Origin of the sequence: Embleya sp. NBC_00896, from assembly GCF_045207785.1 — a bacterium.
Taxonomy (GTDB): Bacteria; Actinomycetota; Actinomycetes; order Streptomycetales; family Streptomycetaceae; genus Embleya.
Window position 1 is genome coordinate 1856584 of sequence record NZ_CP108777.1, and the last position, 16411, is coordinate 1872994.

The following is a 16411-nucleotide window of genomic DNA, read 5'->3' on the forward strand; positions in this document are numbered from 1 at the left end:
TCGGGAACGCCAGGGGTCCCACCGCATTCGGCGATGGGACCCTTCGGTGTCCGGGCGGACGAGGAATCAGTGCACGAGCACCGGGATCGGGACCTCGTCGGCGTCGGTGTCCGCGTTCGCCTTGTCGCTGCCGGCGACCAGCGTGCTGTCGCCGTGGCCGACGGTGATGAACGTGAACGCGATCGTCGCGGCGAGGGCGAGGATGCCGACGGCCCACCAGATGGCGGTCGCGTAGCCGTGCACCATGGCCTGCATGCGCAGCTGTTCGGCGCCCGCGGAGGCCGCGGCGTGCGACGCGACGTAGGCGGTGGTGGCGCTCGCCGCGATGGTGTTCAGGAGCGCCGTGCCGATCGCCCCGCCGACCTGCTGCGACGTGTTGATCATCGCCGAGGCGACACCCGCGTCACGCGGCTGGACGCCGTACGTGGCCAGGCTCATGGCCGGCATGAACGCGGTACCCATGCCCAGTCCGAGCAGGATCTGCGCCGGCAGGATCAGGCCGACGTAGGAGCTGCCGACCTCGATTTGGGTGAGCAGCAGCATGCCCAGCCCGGCGGTCAGGAAGCCCGGGCCCATCAGCAGCCGGGCCGGGACCCGGGTCATCAGCCGCGCGCCGATCTGGGTCGAGCCGGTGATCATGCCCGCGATCATCGGGAGGAACGCCAGGCCGGTCATGACCGGCGAGAAGTCCTTGACGATCTGGAGGTAGTAGGTGAGGAACAGGAACATGCCGAACATCGCGATGATCGCGAGACCGAGCGAGAGGTAGATGCCGGCGCGGTTGCGGTCGGCGATCACGCGCAGCGGCAGCAGCGGCGACTTGACCCGGCTCTCGACGAAGACGAACGACGCGAGCAGAACGGCGGCTGCGACGAACAGGCCCAGCGTGCTGCCCGAGGTCCAACCGTGGCTCTCGGCGCGGGTGAACGCGTACACCAGGGTGCCCAGGCCGATGGAGGACAGCAGCACGCCGGGGATGTCCAGCGGCGAACGGTTGCGGGTGCCGGCGGGCTCGCGGACGACCAGGACGGCACCGGCGGCGGCGACGGCGGCGAACGGGATGTTGACGAAGAACGTCCAGCGCCAGTTCAGGTACTCGGTGAGCACGCCGCCCAGGATCAGGCCGACCGCGCCGCCACCACCGGCGATCGCGCCGAAGATGCCGAACGCCTTGGCGCGCTCCTTGGAGTCGGTGAACATCACCGCGAGCAGCGAGAGGGCCGACGGCGCGAGCAGCGCGCCGAACACGCCCTGGAGCGCCCGGGCCCCGAGCAGCAGGCCGGTGCTGGTGGCTATGCCGCCGAGGGCCGAGGCCGCGGCGAAGCCGATCAGGCCGACGATGAAGGTACGGCGTCGACCCCACAGGTCGGCGATCCGGCCGCCGAAGAGCAGCAGTCCACCGAAGGCCAGCGCGTAGGCGGTGATCACCCACTGGCGGTTGCCGTCGGAGATGCCCAGGTCGGTCTGGGCGGACGGCAGGGCGATGTTCACGATGGTGCCGTCGAGCACGACCATCAACTGGGCGATCGCGATGAAGATCAGCGCTTTCCAGCGCCTGCTGTCGGGGGCGGTGGTCGCGGGCGGTGCGGTTCCGGGCATGGGGGTACTCACTTGGGGGTGCGCGCGACGGTTTGAGCGTCGCGTGGGTGGACGGTGCGGGCCGGCGCCCGCAGCGGCGTTCAGCGTTCAGGCGGTCACGGACGTGCGGATGGAACGCACGGCGCCGTTGATGGCTCGGGGGGTCCCACCGCTGTCGCGGTGGCGAAGGACGCGGGAAGTGAAAGGGAAAAGTGAGGGGAGTCGTGGCGCGTCAGCGCCGGGGTTTCGGGGCCTCGCCCTCGTGTGCCAGGTGGTCGAGGTCCCGGATCGTCACGGGGGCGCCGGACAGTGGGCTGGGGTCGGTCGACCGCAGACCGTCGAGCAGCACGTCGAGGTGCCGGTGCACGAACCTGTCGTTGGCCATGCAGCCGACGCCCGGCAGCGGCCGGGTGAGCTGGGTGATCGCCAACAGCAGATCCCCCGAGCCGACGTCCGCGCGGAGTACGCCCTCGGTCCGAGAGCGCTCCATGAGCGTCTCGACGAGGTTCTCCAACCGCGCGCGGGCCGCGACCAGCTCGGGATCGGCCTTGTCGACGGTGTCGGACATCAGGGTGCACAGCGCCCCGATCCGCTCCTTCACCGCGCCGTGCGCGAAGCGCCGCAGTGCGGTGAAGGCCTCCGGCTCCTCGGCCGCCGCGAGCTCGCCCTGCTCGGTGACCCGTTCCAGGACGGAGACCACCACGTGGTGGGCGAGCTCGGCGCGGTCGGCGAAGTGCCGGTACAGGGTCGCGTTGCCCACGCCGGCGCGTCGCGCCACCTCGTCGAACCGCGCCTCGGCGCCGTGCTCGACGAACATCTCGCGCGCGGCGGCGATGATCCGCTCCCGGTTGCGTCGGGCGTCCGCACGAAGCCGCGGGCCGCGGTCCTCGACGACGTCGGTGACGGTGACGGTGCTGCCCATGATCCGGCTCCTTCCTGTCGGTGCCCGATGCGTAACCGGGGAGTGATTCCCCGATTGTTCGTTCGCTCGGTTAAACGGACAGGAAGTCCCCGGATATTTCGATGATTCCTGTGACCTGGGTCACAGTTGGGAATCACCAGGCGAACGACTCGGGAGCGGCCCCCTGACCAGGGAAAAGACGGTCGAGCTCGGCGAGTGTGGCGTCTTCCAGCTCGACCCGCACCGCGCGCAGCGCCGCGTCCAGCTGTGCGCGCGTACGCGGGCCGACGATCGGGGCGGTCACCTCCGGGCGGGTGAGCAGCCACGCGAGCGCGACGTCGCCCGGCGGCGTACCGAGCTCGGCGCACAACTGCTCGTACGCCTGGATCTGCTCGCGCCGCCGGGCCAACTCGGACGCGGCGCGGCCCGTGGCGGAACGGTGTCGATCGCCCGCGCGCTCCTTCGCCAACACGCCGCCGAGCAGTCCGCCGTACAGCGGCGACCACGTGATGACGCCGAGGCCGTACGCCTGCGCGGCCGGCAGCACCTCGGCCTCGGCGGCGCGCTGCGCGAGGTTGTACAGGCACTGCTCGGCGACCAACCCGAGTGACGAACGGCGCGCCGCCGCCTCCTGGGCGCGGGCGATGTGCCAGCCGGCGAAGTTCGAGGACCCGACGTACAGCACCTTGCCCTGCGCGACCAGCAGGTCCATCGCCTGCCAGATCTCCTCCCATGGGACCCGCCGGTCGATGTGGTGCATCTGGTAGAGGTCGATGTGGTCGGTGCCGAGCCGGCGCAGGCTGTCCTCGCACGCGGTGCGGATGTGTCGGGCGCTGAGTCCGCCGGAGTTGGGCCAGTCGCCCCAGTTGCCGTAGACCTTGGTGGCCAGCACCACCTTGTCGCGGTGGCCGGCGCGGCCGAGCCAGCGGCCGACGATCTCCTCCGTCGCGCCCTTGGTGCCCCAGTCACGTTGTCGATCGTGGCCGTAGACGTCCGCGGTGTCGAAGAAGTTGATGCCGGCGTCCAGCGCGGCGTCCATGATCTCGCCGCTGTCCTGCTCGTCGGTGATCGCGCCGAAGTTCATCGTGCCCAGGACGAGCCGGCTGACGGTGAGGCCGGTGCGGCCCAGTCGGGTGTACGGCATCTCGGTCGTGCCGCCGGTGCCGCCGGTGCTGCCAGTGGTGGCCGTGGTGTTTGTGGTGTTTGTGGTATTCGTGGGGGAAGTCATGTGCATGCCGCTGCCCGGCGCGGGCGGCGCGGAACCGCCCGTCCCTCAGCGGCTCGCCGCGAGCCGGCGGGTGTGCTCCTCCCACGCGGCGGCGAGACCGGCATACTGCTGCGCGGGCAGCCGGCCGGATGGTCACCCCGAAGACGACGACACAGGGGGACGATCCCGATCGCCGAACCGAGCCCGAAGGCCGAACCGAATGCAAACCCGAGCGCGGGGCCGGGCGCGGAGCCGAGCGCGGGGCCGAGTCGAATAGCCGAGTCGACCCCGAACCCCAACGCACCGACCACTTCGGCTGACTCCGAGCCCGACCTCGCCCCCGTCACCGAGCCCGACCGCGTTCTCGATGCCGACGCGGACCCCGGCGTCGGCCTCGGTCCCGACCCCGACGACGACCCTGCGCAGCCCCCCGCGACCCCGTCCCGCCGCGGCCGGCTGCGCCGAAGGTGGCGGGCCTGGAGCCGACTTCGGCGCGTCACCGTGATCGGGCTGGTCCTGTTGGCCCTCCCCCTCGTCCCGATCGGCTCCGCCGCGCTGGCGCTGCGCCTCGAATACGCGGGCGATCCGTCGGCGCAGGCGCGTACCCGCGGGCGGGACGCGATCTGGCTCGGCCACGCGTGGGTGGACGGCCGCAAGGGCCCGGCCGAGCTGGCCGCGCTCGCGCAACGGATCCGCGGCACCGGCATCCGGGACCTGTACGTCCACGCCGGCCCCCTGGAGCACGACGGGACACTGCCGGCCACCGCTCACCCGCAGGCCCGGCAACTGGTCGACGCGGTCCACCGCGAACTGCCGGGCGTCCGTGTGCAGGCCTGGCTCGGCGACATCGTGTCGCACGGCGGGGCCGGGCTGCGGCTGAACCGGCCCCAGGTCCGGGAGAGCGTCACCGCCTCGGCGCGCCAGGTTCTCGACGCGGGTTTCGAGGGCGTGCACTTCGACCTGGAGCCGGTCTGGTCCGGGGACGCCGACTTCCTGACCCTGCTCGACCGCACCCACGAACTGACCACCGCGCGCGGCGTCCCGCTGTCGGTGGCCGCCGCGCAGATCGACCCGCTGCCGGCCCTGCACACCGTGCCGCAGGCGCTGGCCGACCACCCCAAGTGGTGGTCGCAGCGCTACTTCGGCCAGGTCGCGCGACGGGTCGACCAGATCGCGGTGATGTCCTACGACACCGCGATGCCGCTGGAATCCCTGTACGGCGGCTACGTCGCCCAGCAGGCCACCCTCGCCCTGGAGGCGACCCCGAAGAACGTCGACCTCCTGATGGGCCTGCCCGCCTACTACGCCGACACCTGGGGTCACCGCGGCTCGGCCGAAACGGTCGCGGCGGCGGTACGCGGTGTCCGCCTGGCCCAGACCCGCCACGCCCTGAACCGCCACACCTTCGGCGTGGCCCTCTACGTCGATTTCGCCGCCACCGACACCGACTGGACCTCCTACCGCCGCGGCTGGTGCGCGCTCCCCTGACCGGCGCCCGCCGCCCGGCGGCGTAACGGGCGCGGCCGTATCGCTTTCGGCCGGCCCGGGCATTGTCCTGGCCATCCCTTCTCGGGATTACCCGAGTTCGCCGCCCGTGCCGGCCCCGCCCACTACTGTGGAATGCGGCTCCCGGGGGAGGAGAACGTGGCGTAATCACACGCCGGATGGCGCACCCCTGTCGATCGACGAGGGGGGATGGTGGCGGCAGATCCGGTGGAGGCGGCTTGGAAAGTACATGGCGCGCTCGCGGATTGGACCGGAAAAGCGGATATCAAGGCGTCGTTCGCGCTGACACTGCAATCGACGATCCTGGCGGTTCTCGGGGTGTTGGCAGGGTCGGGGCAGGGATTCCGAGACCTCGGCTCCGGTGCGGCCCGGCCCCTCTTATGGGTGGGTGCCGGTCTTTTGGCCTGCGGCGCCGCGTGTGCCGCGGTGGCGATCTCGCCGAATCTCCGCAAGGAGCGGCGCGGCCCGGCCGTGGATGACGACTTCTTGTATTTCGGTCACTTGCGCACGTGGGATCCGAACGAGCTGGAGACCGCCCTGCGGGACAAGGACCTACTCCCGGCACTGTCCCGGCAGTTGATCGTGATGAGCGAGATTGCCTGGTCCAAGCACCGGAGAGTGCAGTGGTCGCTCGTCTTGGCCGTGGCCGGGTCGGTGACGCTGGGCCTGGCAGCGGCCGTCCGGTAGCGGGCCGCCGAAGGGGGCGGAGTGAATTTTCGCGACATCGTGCCGGCAGCGGCATGGCAGGATCTCGTCGCCCGTGGGCGACGGAGATCGTATCGACGCGGTGCCCATGTGCTGCGCCAGGGAGAATCGGCCGGCTCGGTCATCGCCTTGACCGAGGGAATCGTCAAAGTGATACAGGTCGCGGAGAATGGGGAAACGCTCACGCTGACCCTCCGCGGCCCGGGTGAAGTCCTGGGTGAAATGGGGGCGATCCTGGATCGCCGACGTTCGGCGACGGTAAAGGCGGTCTCCGCCTGTGTCGGCCACGTTCTCCCGGCCCATGCCTTCCGGGGTTATCTCGACCGGCATCGGCTGTCGAGCGAGGTCTATCGACTCGCGGTGGATCGGATGCAGGAAAACGAACGACTGCGCGCCGACTTCGTCCGATTGGCTCCGCCGGCTCGGATAGCGCGCATCCTGGCGCACCTCACCAAGGAAATCGGCCGTCCGGTGGAGGACGGCGTGCTGGTGGAACTGGGGATGCCTCGCGAGGAGTTGGCCGCGATGGCGGCGATGAGCAGGTCGTCGGCGGTGCCCGTGTTGAGCGGGCTGCAGGCGGCGGGCGTCCTCACGCTCGGCCGGGGCCACGTGATCGTGCGGGATCCCGCCCGCCTCGACATCGCCGCCGGCGGGTCCGGGGAGCCCGCCTCGGGCGGCGTGTGAGGCCCCTCACGACCGGACCGGCCAATCCTGGACGGTTCCGCTCGCCGGACTCCAGAAAAGTAGCCGACGTAGCCACTCGGGCAACGCGGACAAGGGGAACGAAGATGACGCCCTCCTGGGAACAACTGTGGCCGTATCGAGCGGTCCTGGCGGTGGACGCCCGAAACTTCAGCGCCCACACCGGCAAGGTGATGCAGCAGGTGAACGCGGACATCCAGCAACTGCTGGCCCGCGCACTGACCACGATCGGGCTGAGCGGCCGTTGGGAACGGCGGATGTTCGGGCAGCACACCGGTGACGGCTACGTCGCCGGGCTGGACCCCGAGGTGCTTCCGGGCCTGGTCGGATGCTTCCCGGACGCGCTGCGGGAGGCCCTGTCGGCGCGGCGCAAGGAGCATCCCGGTCAGCCCCCGTTGCAGCTTCGGGTCAGCATCCACGTCGGCCCGCTGCCCAACAGCGGACTGGGTGTCCCGATGGTGCACACCCACCGACTGCTGGACGACCAGGCGCTCCGGAGCCTGCTGGCGCGAGCGAACCCCGAGGTCACCAACACGGCGGTGATCATCTCCCAGCGGGCGTACGAGGACGTGTTCGACAGCGGCTGCGCGACCGGCGAGACGGTGGCCGGCCAGTTCGCGCGTCGGCTCGTGAAGGTCAAGACCTTCGAGCAGCCGGCCTGGCTGCATGTACCGGGGCTGGACTGGGGGTTGGCCGACCCGGCCATCTTCGAGACTCCCGACGGCGTGCCCGCTGCGGGGACCCCGCAGCCGACCACTGCTCCGGAGGCCGCGAAGGCCGTCTCGCCCGGCGTGACCTTCAACAATCACGGCGACCACGGCACTTTCGGCGTCGACCAGACGATCCACAACACCTTCGGAGGGCAGCGGTGACGAACGACCCTGGCGAGCACGGTCCTTCGGATGACGGGAGCTTCCGCGAGGCGTATCAGGAGACCGAACCGAATGCCGACGCCCCGTTCCGGGACGGGGACCGGTGGCGCCTGCCACGAAACCGCTCGCGTTGGGTAGGTGGGCCGGGGCGACTCGGGCCACAGCCGAGGGACACCGGTGAGAGCGGCCCGGTGGGCGATACGTCGACCGGCGGCCACGAGGCCCCCCACGGTGGCGAGGGCGAAGAGTGGCTGGTGCCGCCTTCGCCGAGCCGGGACATTCCCCCAATCCCGACCCATCCGGCGGTCGTCGCGGAGGTGCCCGAGCACGTGGTTCCGGAGGTGACCGATGGCGAGCCCGGGGGCGTCGACCCTGGGCCGGTCGTCCCGGGTGCGCATGGAGGCGATGTGTCGGAGCAACCCGTGCACGTGACCTTCAACGCGTCGGGGCCGAACAACAACCTTGCCGTGAATCAGCGCGTCACCAACTACTGGAAGGGTGACTTCGTCAGGCCGGTGCCAGTACCCGCCGCCGATCTCGAAGCGTGCGCGGAGCACCGGTTCCTCGCGCCGCGAGTTCCGGGGCAACTGGAGGCGGCAAGGCGGCTACTGGCCACCCATGGTGTCGTGATCCTCAGCGCCGCGCCCGGGAACGGACGCCGTACGGCGGCTCTGAGGCTCCTGCAAGAAGCCATGGGAACCGACTCCCGAGCGCCGGCACTTTTCGACCTCGAACCCGAGTGGTCCAAGCCGGATGTCGAGCGACTTCCCACGGCGGCGGGGGAGGGCTACGTGCTCGACCTGTCGGAGTTCGCCGGGGAAGAGCCGGATGGTCGTTTCGGGCGGGGCCTGGTCGATTATGGCCGCGAAGGACTCGACAGGGGCAGCTTCCTCGTCATCCTTGCGGCCCCGCAGGCGTGGCGGGGCGCTTGGGTGGAGCCGACTCTCGACTTCACGGTCGGACTGTCATCGCCCGACGCCTGGCAACTCGTGGCCAAGGAACTGGAAGCGCGCTCGGCGTTCGATCGCGTGGATTGGCTCGCGGATTCCGCCTTCGAACAGATCTGGGAATCCAACCCGTCGGCCCAGGAGGCTCGGCGCCTTGCTCGCATCGTCGTCGACGCGAAGGAGGGCAACCTGGCCACGATCGTCGACGAGTTCCGGGGCTGGCAGGAGCACATCCAAGTACTCCTGAACAAGGTACCGAGCGGATCAGGGGAGCCGAGCCTGCTGTCCATGCGGGCCACGATGTGGGCCGGCGCCCTGCTGCATGGCGGACAGTCCCGTTCGATTCTCAGGGCCGCAGACGCACTGCTGGAGAGACTGGCTGTTTCCCGTACTCCGGGAGAGGTGCTCGCGGACGCCACCTCGTCGCGACGGTTGGATGCCGCGCACCTCACTGATCGAGGTGGTCACGCCTTTCACGCGGAGGACAAGCACGACCTGGCAGCAGCCATCCTGCAGAACCTATGGGAGGAGTTCCCCACTCAGTTGAACCTCCTGCGTTCGTGGGCCGTGTCCGTGGCCGCCGACCCGGCGATTCCCGAGGAGGACGCTCAGCGCGTCACCACCGCGCTCGTCCAACTGGCGACCGCCGGACGAGACGGCGGGATTCTGGACGAGATCGGCAAGAATCTGGCCGGTCGGCGCCGCCCGCTGGCCGTGGCAGCCCTCACCACCGCAGCGCTCGATCCGCAGATCGGCGCGTTCGTAAGAAATCGCCTCTATCTGTGGGCGAAGACCACCTCGTCGGAGGAGACGATCAAGCTCGTCACGGAGATCTGCGGCGGGCAATTGGGCTTGGTCAAGCCCGAGATCGCGCTTACGCGGCTTCGCTGGGCCGCCGGACAAAGCCCCTTCGGGGCTCGCTCCGTCACTGACGCCTTTCGCCGACTGGTGTCGGAGCGTCCCGACGAGGTCGGGGCGGCCGTGGGCGCCTGGCTCGACGATGAGAAGTTGCCGCGCCAAGGGCTGGTCGTCTTCCTCGCCCTCGCTTCGAGCGACGAGGGCGCCGCCTTCCTCCTCCGGAGCGTCAACGCCGACGACAGCAGGCGGCGCTTTGTTCGAGCCTGGCAGCGGCTCCTGGAGGGGGACGACGCCAGGGACGCGACAAATGCCGAACTGGACAGATGGGGCGATCTCGCACAGCGGGACATCATGCCGCAGGGTTTGCTCATCGACGTGTTCGCCGACGTCTTCGCGCCGGCCGTATACCGCAGCAGTCTGAATCGGTTCTTCGCCCGTGGCGTCGACCTCGTCGGAACCTTCTGGGGCCAAGTCCTCGAAGATGCCATCGTTCGCAACCGGCACGACAGTGAGCGGCGGGCGCGGTAGGCATGCACCTCCTTCCCGGGCGTCACCTCCGTGCGCGCATCGCCTGTACCTGGCCGTCCGAACTACCCGGTGTGCGATTCACCGCCACGGGCAGAATGCTTGTTCAGCCCACGGACGACCTCCGCCGGAAGGGACGGGCCGCGGCGCGGGCCGCCGCTCGGCTGGCACTGGACCGCACGGCCCGCGCGATCACCTCCCGTCATGCGCCGGCGCGCGTCCATGTCGCCCAGGATGAACTCGCCTTGGCCGTCGGCGGATGGGCACAGTGCGAGGCTGATCCTCGGCTGCGGATCAAGGCGCGTGTCACCCTGACGCTCGGACCGGAGGATCGGGTTCGTGCGCAGGACTACGACGACAGGCTGCGCGCCGAACGGCTGCGGCACGACGTCGATCGGGCGCGCCTTGCCTACCTTCGAGAGGTGGTGTTCGGCGATCCGGGAACGGCGCGCACCTGGTGGCTCGATCGCCACCAGGGAGAGGCTTCCCGGCTGTCCTGGGGCGAGTTCAACGAGAAGGTCCTGCCCTCGATCGGCGCGGCCGGCGACACCCAGTCCAGAGCCGTGCACATCGCCCACGTCCTGGCGGAGGTCATCGAGCATCTCGACGCCGAGCCCGGGCGGCAGAAGCAGTTCGTCGAGACCACGCGCATCGTCCTGCAACAGATGGGTTGGGAATCCATCGTGGCCAAATTGCCGGAATAGCCGCACGCGAGTCGGCACGGGTACGGTCGGCGAACGCCGTGTCCGATAGCCGCCGGCAGGTCGAACCGGATCCGCGCAGGCTTGCGGGATGACCACCACCACGCAAGCCCGTACGTTCATCGTCCGACCGATCCCCGCCGAGGTCCTCGACGCGGTCCGAACCGACGGGGTGGACGTTTCCGGGCACCCCGTCGAGCACCGGACCTCGACCGGCGGCGAACCCCTGCGCTGCTGCCTGCGCAACGCCGAACCGGCCGAGGCGATCATCCTGTTCGGGTACGAACCGCCGCTCCCGGCAAGCCTGTACCGCGAGATCGGCCCCGTCTTCGCGCACGCCGAACCGTGCCCGGGCCCCGAGGACGACGGATACCCGTCCCAGTGGAGCGACCGCACCCAGGTCTTCCGCGCCTACGACGCCCAAGGCCGTATCCACGACGCCAGCCGCGTACACGAGGGCAATACTCCCGAGACTCCCGAGGCGACGCTCGCGGCCATGCTCGCGGACCCCGACGTCGTACAGATCCACAGCCGCAACGTCGTTTACGGCTGCTACATGCTCAGGATCACTCGACCGACCTGACGAACCGACCGCGCGGCCCGCCGCCGCGGCCGGCGGCGGGACCGGGCCGGTTCGAGGTCGGCGTCGCCGGCGGCGGCCCCACAACGGCGAGTCGGTCAGTGCCCTCTTCGACGCCTCCTGAGCGGCCTTTCGACGCCGGCTTTCCGCCGCCCCGGCGGCCGGTTTCCCGGGGCGCCGAACGACCTTGGAGGCGACCGGAGTTCGGCCCGGAACGGAAGCCCGGATTCCTCTGTTGCCCGACCCACTGTGGCGCTACGTTGAACGCTCCGTAGTTCCCCAGTCAATGGTCGGTGACCGGTAGGCCCGGCGCACACCGTCGGACGTACAGGCATCGGCGGAAAGGTATCGCCATGCGCACCGCATCGAATGCCTCCAGGGACGCTGTCGACGCTTGGCGCTCCGGCGCCGAAACGGCCGAGGGCGCGGAAAGTCCCGCAGGTCCGCTGTACATCGGTGGATCCGCGACCGAACGGGGCCTCACCGAGATCGACGTGGCCGCACTGACGTGCGGCACCGCGTGTTCGGGTTCGCGCACACGCCCCTGCTGCTGACGCACGCACACACCGACGACCCGTCTCCCGAAACCCGGTGCACTCGCACGCACCGGCCCGGGAGGCGGGTTCGTCATCGATGGGAGGCAATCCGAGCATGACGGTCCCGGTCCGGCCCCATCCCGTGGTGACGTACGACGACGCGGGCGAGTTCGACGCCGCGTTCGAGCCCTTGGTCGGGCCCGCCCTCGACCGCCTGCGCCGGCGTCTGGCCGGCGCGGCACAGGCGCTCTCGGCCGCCGAGCGGGAGACGGTGCTGCGCGCCGCCCACCGCAGTCTCCTGGGCGCGGTACGGCCCAAGGCCAACCGCCTGCTGCTCCTCGAACTGCATGCCGCCCGGATGTCGGGCCGGCTCACCCGGGAGACCTCGGAGCAGCGCTGGGACGAGTTCCTCGAACTCGCCGCCGAGCCCCGGTTCTGGTCCGGGCTCGACGCGCACTATCCGGCGTTCGGGCCGCGCCTGGACCGGGTGGTCCGCAACCGCTGCGCCGCCGTGCTCGCGCTCGCCCGACGCCTGGCCGCCGACCGGCCCCGACTGGACACCCTCCTGGGTGGTCAGGCGGGGGAGCTCACCGAGATCTCGATGGACGCCGGCGACTCCCACCGCGGCGGCCGGACCGTGGCGCTGGTCCGCTTCGAGGGCGGACCGGCGGTGTACAAGCCGCGTTCGCTCGCCGTGGACACCGCGCTGGCCGCGACCCTGGACGTGCTGCTCGACGGCACCCCGCCCGAGGGGCGGATCTCGGTGCCCCGGGTGGTGGAGGGCGACGGCTACGGCTGGGCCGAGCACATCGACCACCGCTACTGCGCCGACGCCGCCGAACAGTCCCGCTTCTACCAGGGGCTCGGCGAGTGGATGTGCGTCATCCAACTGCTCGGCGGCACCGACCTGCACTCGGACAACGTGATCGCGTGCGGCCCGGTCGCCTGGGTGGTGGACTGCGAGACCCTTTTCAGCCCCGAGCCGTACGTCGGCCCCAGCGGGCTCGGCGACGCCTTCGACCGGGCGGCGGCCTCGGTGCGCAACACCGTGCTTCGGACCGGCCTGCTCCCGCTGCGGCTGTCCCAACTCGCGCTCCAGGGCGTGGACATGTCGGCGGTGGGCGCGCTGCCCGGCCAGCAGCCCCGGGTGCCGGTGCCGGTGATCGCCGACGCGGGCACCGACCTGGCCCGGCTCGCGATGGAGCCCGCCGACATACCCGGGTCGGCGAACCTGCCCGTCCCCGACCCCGATCCGATCGCCCACCAGGACGACATCGTGCGCGGCTACCTCGACCTGCGCGGGCGCCTGGACGCGCTGGATCGGGCCGGTCGACTGCGCCCGACCCTGGACGTCTTCACCGGCTGCGACCTGCGCGTGGTGCTGCGGCCCACCCAGGTCTACGTCGAGCTCACCCGCATGCTCTGGCACCCCGCGTCCCTGCACGAGCAGGCACCGGCGGTCGCCCGCGCCTGCGACGTACTGACCCGTCAGGCGAAGGCGCTGCACGGCGCCCCGACCGACCCCGACGTGGTGGCCGCCGAGGTCGCCGACCTGCTCGACGGCGACGTCCCGTTCTTCACCATGCTGCCCGAGCACGGTCTGATGGCCGGCCCGCGCGGGACGAGCTGGGGGGAACCCGGCGAGCTGATCGAGCAGAGCGTCCAGCGCTGGCGGGCGGGCGACCCGGCCTTCGAGGAGGGCATGATCCGCTCGTCGCTGCTCGGCGTGTACCGCGACCGCAGCGCGATGCCGGAAGGCGACCGGCACCACGCGGTGGTGCCCCGGACCGGCGACGCGGACGCCCGGCGGCGCGACCTCGCCGACCGGCTGGCCCGGGACCTGTGCGCGCGGGCCGTCATGGGCGACGACGGGACCGCCACCTGGATCGGCCCGGTCTACACCGACAGCGGCTTCAACGTCCGGCCGTTCGCCGCCGACCTGTACAGCGGTCAGGCGGGCGTCGCGCTGGCGCTGCACGCCTACCGGACCGAGGCGCTCGCGGGCCACGTGCCGGCGGTGGAGGGGTTGTCGGCGATCGCCGACGGGGCGGTCCGGGCGTTGGCGGCGATGGAGGACACCGTGCCCACCGGCCGCCTCGGCGCCTTCGACGGGATCGGGTCGGGCATCCGCACCTGGCTGGCGCTGCACCGGGCCTCCGGGCGCCCGGAGGAACTGGAGCGGGCGATTCGGCACGCCGCGCGCGTCCCCGGCCTGCTCGGGGACGACACGATGCTCGACATCGCCGCCGGCGCCGCCGGACTCGTGGTGCCGCTCCTGGCGCTGGCCGGACGCACCGGCGACGGGCGGTGGATCGAACTCGCCGAGTCCGCCGGACGGCATCTGGCCGAGCGCGCCGTGATCGACCCGGGCGGCGCGGGGCCGACCGCCCGGTGGGCGTCGGAGACCTTCCCGCAGGGCATCGGCGGATTCGCGCACGGGGCCGCCGGGATCGGCTGGGCCCTGGCCCGACTCGGCCTGGCCACCGGCGATCCGCGCTGGACCGAACTCGCGGACGCGGCCTGCGCGTTCCAGGAGAGCCTGTACCGGCCGGGGGCGGGGAACTGGCTCGACCGCCGGGAGGAGGGGCAGGTGCTCTACCTCGACTCGTGGTGCCACGGCAGCACCGGCGTCGGCCTCGCCGCGTGGGATTTGCACGTCAGGACCGGCGAACCCGGCCACCTCGACCGGGCGGTCCGCGCGGCCGCCGCCACCTGGCGCACCGGCTTCGGGTGGGACTACACGCTGTGCCACGGGGACCTGGGCGCCTGGGAGTTGATCGACGCGGTGTCGGCCGCGGCCGAGGCGCCGGCGGCCCCCGCGGGGCAGGCGCCGACTCGGGACCGGCTGGACGCGATCGTGCTCACCGGCCTGGAGGAGTACGGACCGCTCGCCGCGGAGGTGGCGCACACGACGACGGCGAGCCTGCTGCCGGGCAGTTCGGGCGCCCTGTACCAACTCCTGCGGATGCGCCGCTCCGGGGCGACGGACCGGGTGCCGTCGCTGCTGCTGTTGGACGAGCTCTAGAGGCTGCCCGGCGCGCGATCAACTCGTCCGCCCGGGGGCGTCCCGGTCGGCGTAGGCGGCGGCCTGGATGTGGTACATCTCCGCGTACTCGCCGCCCGCGCGCAGCAGTTGCTCGTGCGTGCCCTGCTGGACCACCTCGCCTCGGTGCAGGACGACGATCCGGTCGCAGTCCCGCACCGAGGCCAGGCGGTGGGTGATCAGGACGACCGTGCGGCCCGCGGCGAGTCGGCGGATGTTCTCGTACACCGCCTGCTCGGCGCGCGCGTCGAGCGCGGCCGTCGGCTCGTCCGCGATCAGCAGCCGCGCGTCGCGGTAGAAGCCCCGCGCGACGCCGATCCGTTGCCACTGGCCGCCGGAGAGGTCCACGCCGTCGCGGAACTTCTTCGACAGCAGGGTCCGGTAGCCGTCCGGCAGCCGCTCGATCATCGTGTGCGCCCCGGCGTCGCGGGCGGCGCCGACCACGGCGGAGCCGTCCGGGTCCGGGCGGTCGGTGCGGCCCAGGACGATGTTGCCGCGCGCCGTCAGCGGCCAGCGGGTGGGCTGCTGCATCACCAGCGCCACCTGGTCCCGGACCCCGGCGGCGTCGACGTCGGCCAGGTCGGTGCCGTCCCAGTGCAGCGTCCCCTTGTCCGGGCGGTGCAGTCCGGCGAGCAGCAGGGCCAGCGTCGTCTTGCCGGATCCGTTCTCGCCGACCAGCGCGACGATCTCACCCCGGCGGACGACCACGTCGATGCCGCGCAGCGCGGGGCGCGTGCTGCCGGGGTAGGCGAAGTGCACGTCCCTCAGCCGGATCTCGTCGAATCCGACCGGAGCGGGACGGACCGCCGCCGGTCGGGCGCGCACCGCCGCCTCGGCGAGGAACGCGTGATAGTCGGTGATGTAGAGGGACTTCTCGTAGAGCCGGTCGACGGCCACCATCAGCGTGGCCAGCGAGCCGCTCGCGGCACGGACCGCCAGGACGGCGGTGCCGGCCACGGCGAGCGGCACGATCTCGGCGTGCACCAGCAGACCCAGCGCCGCGTACGTGGCCCCCAGGGCCAGCCCCGACAGCGCGCGACCGACCGCGCCCACCCGGGTCTGCGCGTAGCCGACGTGGACCTCCTCGCGCTCCACGAGCTCGGCCAGGCGCCGGAACTCGGCCAGCAGCGGGCGCTCGGCGGTGCAGGCCCGGACCTCGGCCGCCGCCTCCCGGGAGGTGAGCAGATCGGCGAACAGCCACAGCCGCCGATACACCGACATCCGGCGCACCATCCCCTCGAAGCCGATCCGGGCCGACCGCAGCGCGGCCCACCCCTGGGGCGCCACCGACAGGGCCAACAGCGGCAGCAGCAGCGGGTGCAGGCCGGTCACCACCCCGATCCCGACCAGCAGGCCGACCGCCGCCCCGAGCAGTTCGACGGCGTGGCCCAGGGCCAGTTGGGCGTGGTCGATGCCGCGATCACGGGCGCGGGCCAGCGCGTCGTGCCAGTCGGCGTCGTCGAACGCGGCCAGCTCCGCGCCGACCGCCGCCGCGTGCAGGCGGTCCTCGGCCACCCGCCGGACCCCCGGGGACAGTCGCGCCTGGGCCGCGCCCACCACGATCTCCAAGGCGGCCCGCACCGCGTGGCGACCACCACGGCCACCACCGCCGGCACGGCGTCACCGACCCGATCCGGCGTCGGACCCGACGCGAACAGCGCACCGAGCGCCCGCACCGTGGCCAACAGCGCCAGCGCCGCGGCCACCCCGGCGGCCAGTTGCGCGGTGACCAACACCACCGCCCCGCGCC

At 71.8% G+C, this 16411-nt stretch carries 13 protein-coding genes; 9 read left to right on the forward strand and 4 right to left on the reverse strand.

The genetic code is table 11. From position 1 onward, the window contains the following. Window positions 1-66: 66 nt before the first annotated feature. The 3 genes from OG928_RS41705 to OG928_RS41715 all read right to left on the reverse strand — a co-directional run bounded on the left by OG928_RS41705 (window position 67) and on the right by OG928_RS41715 (window position 3623). The gene (locus OG928_RS41705) at window positions 67-1599 is read right to left on the reverse strand and encodes an MFS transporter (protein WP_331767227.1); all 1533 of its coding nucleotides are present in this window, start codon (window positions 1597-1599) and stop codon (window positions 67-69) included. A gap of 211 nt (window positions 1600-1810) precedes the next feature. Then, complete coding sequence (locus tag OG928_RS41710) at window positions 1811-2500, reverse strand: helix-turn-helix domain-containing protein (RefSeq protein ID WP_331767228.1); 690 nt, start codon at window positions 2498-2500, stop codon at window positions 1811-1813. A 133-nt stretch (window positions 2501-2633) separates the two neighbouring features. Continuing rightward, window positions 2634-3623, reverse strand: a complete 990-nt coding sequence (locus tag OG928_RS41715) for an aldo/keto reductase (protein ID WP_331768298.1) — start codon at window positions 3621-3623, stop codon at window positions 2634-2636. 156 nt (window positions 3624-3779) lie between these two features. On the opposite strand from OG928_RS41715, the gene OG928_RS41720 reads away from it, so the two are divergent. The 9 genes from OG928_RS41720 (at window position 3780) to OG928_RS41760 (ending at window position 14643) form a co-directional block, all read left to right on the forward strand. After that, entirely contained in the window at window positions 3780-5174 is a 1395-nt protein-coding gene (locus OG928_RS41720; RefSeq protein ID WP_331767229.1) for a hypothetical protein, read from the forward strand. A 207-nt stretch (window positions 5175-5381) separates the two neighbouring features. Beyond that, window positions 5382-5879 carry a Pycsar system effector family protein gene (locus tag OG928_RS41725; RefSeq protein WP_331767230.1) on the forward strand — a complete coding sequence of 166 codons (498 nt, stop codon included), beginning with the start codon at window positions 5382-5384 and terminating at the stop codon, window positions 5877-5879. A gap of 21 nt (window positions 5880-5900) precedes the next feature. Beyond that, window positions 5901-6581 carry a Crp/Fnr family transcriptional regulator gene (locus OG928_RS41730; RefSeq protein ID WP_406291698.1) on the forward strand — a complete coding sequence of 227 codons (681 nt, stop codon included), beginning with the start codon at window positions 5901-5903 and terminating at the stop codon, window positions 6579-6581. A 104-nt stretch (window positions 6582-6685) separates the two neighbouring features. Continuing rightward, window positions 6686-7471, forward strand: a complete 786-nt coding sequence (locus OG928_RS41735; RefSeq protein ID WP_331767231.1) for a hypothetical protein — start codon at window positions 6686-6688, stop codon at window positions 7469-7471. A gap of 191 nt (window positions 7472-7662) precedes the next feature. Next, complete coding sequence (locus tag OG928_RS41740) at window positions 7663-9804, forward strand: hypothetical protein (protein WP_406291700.1); 2142 nt, start codon at window positions 7663-7665, stop codon at window positions 9802-9804. Between the two features lie 71 nt (window positions 9805-9875). Beyond that, window positions 9876-10505, forward strand: coding sequence for a hypothetical protein (locus tag OG928_RS41745; RefSeq protein WP_406291702.1), 630 nt, complete (start codon window positions 9876-9878; stop codon window positions 10503-10505). An 88-nt stretch (window positions 10506-10593) separates the two neighbouring features. Further along, window positions 10594-11085 carry a DUF1203 domain-containing protein gene (locus OG928_RS41750; RefSeq protein WP_331767234.1) on the forward strand — a complete coding sequence of 164 codons (492 nt, stop codon included), beginning with the start codon at window positions 10594-10596 and terminating at the stop codon, window positions 11083-11085. A gap of 350 nt (window positions 11086-11435) precedes the next feature. Next, window positions 11436-11636 (forward strand): DUF6229 family protein, encoded by a 201-nt coding sequence (locus tag OG928_RS41755; protein WP_331767235.1) that lies wholly within the window; start codon window positions 11436-11438, stop codon window positions 11634-11636. 97 nt (window positions 11637-11733) lie between these two features. Beyond that, entirely contained in the window at window positions 11734-14643 is a 2910-nt protein-coding gene (locus tag OG928_RS41760; RefSeq protein WP_331767236.1) for a type 2 lanthipeptide synthetase LanM family protein, read from the forward strand. A gap of 18 nt (window positions 14644-14661) precedes the next feature. On the opposite strand, the gene OG928_RS41765 is transcribed toward OG928_RS41760, so the two are convergent. Beyond that, a complete protein-coding gene (locus tag OG928_RS41765; RefSeq protein ID WP_331767237.1) occupies window positions 14662-16242 on the reverse strand; it encodes an ABC transporter ATP-binding protein in 1581 nt (526 codons plus the stop codon). Window positions 16243-16411: the final 169 nt, after the last annotated feature.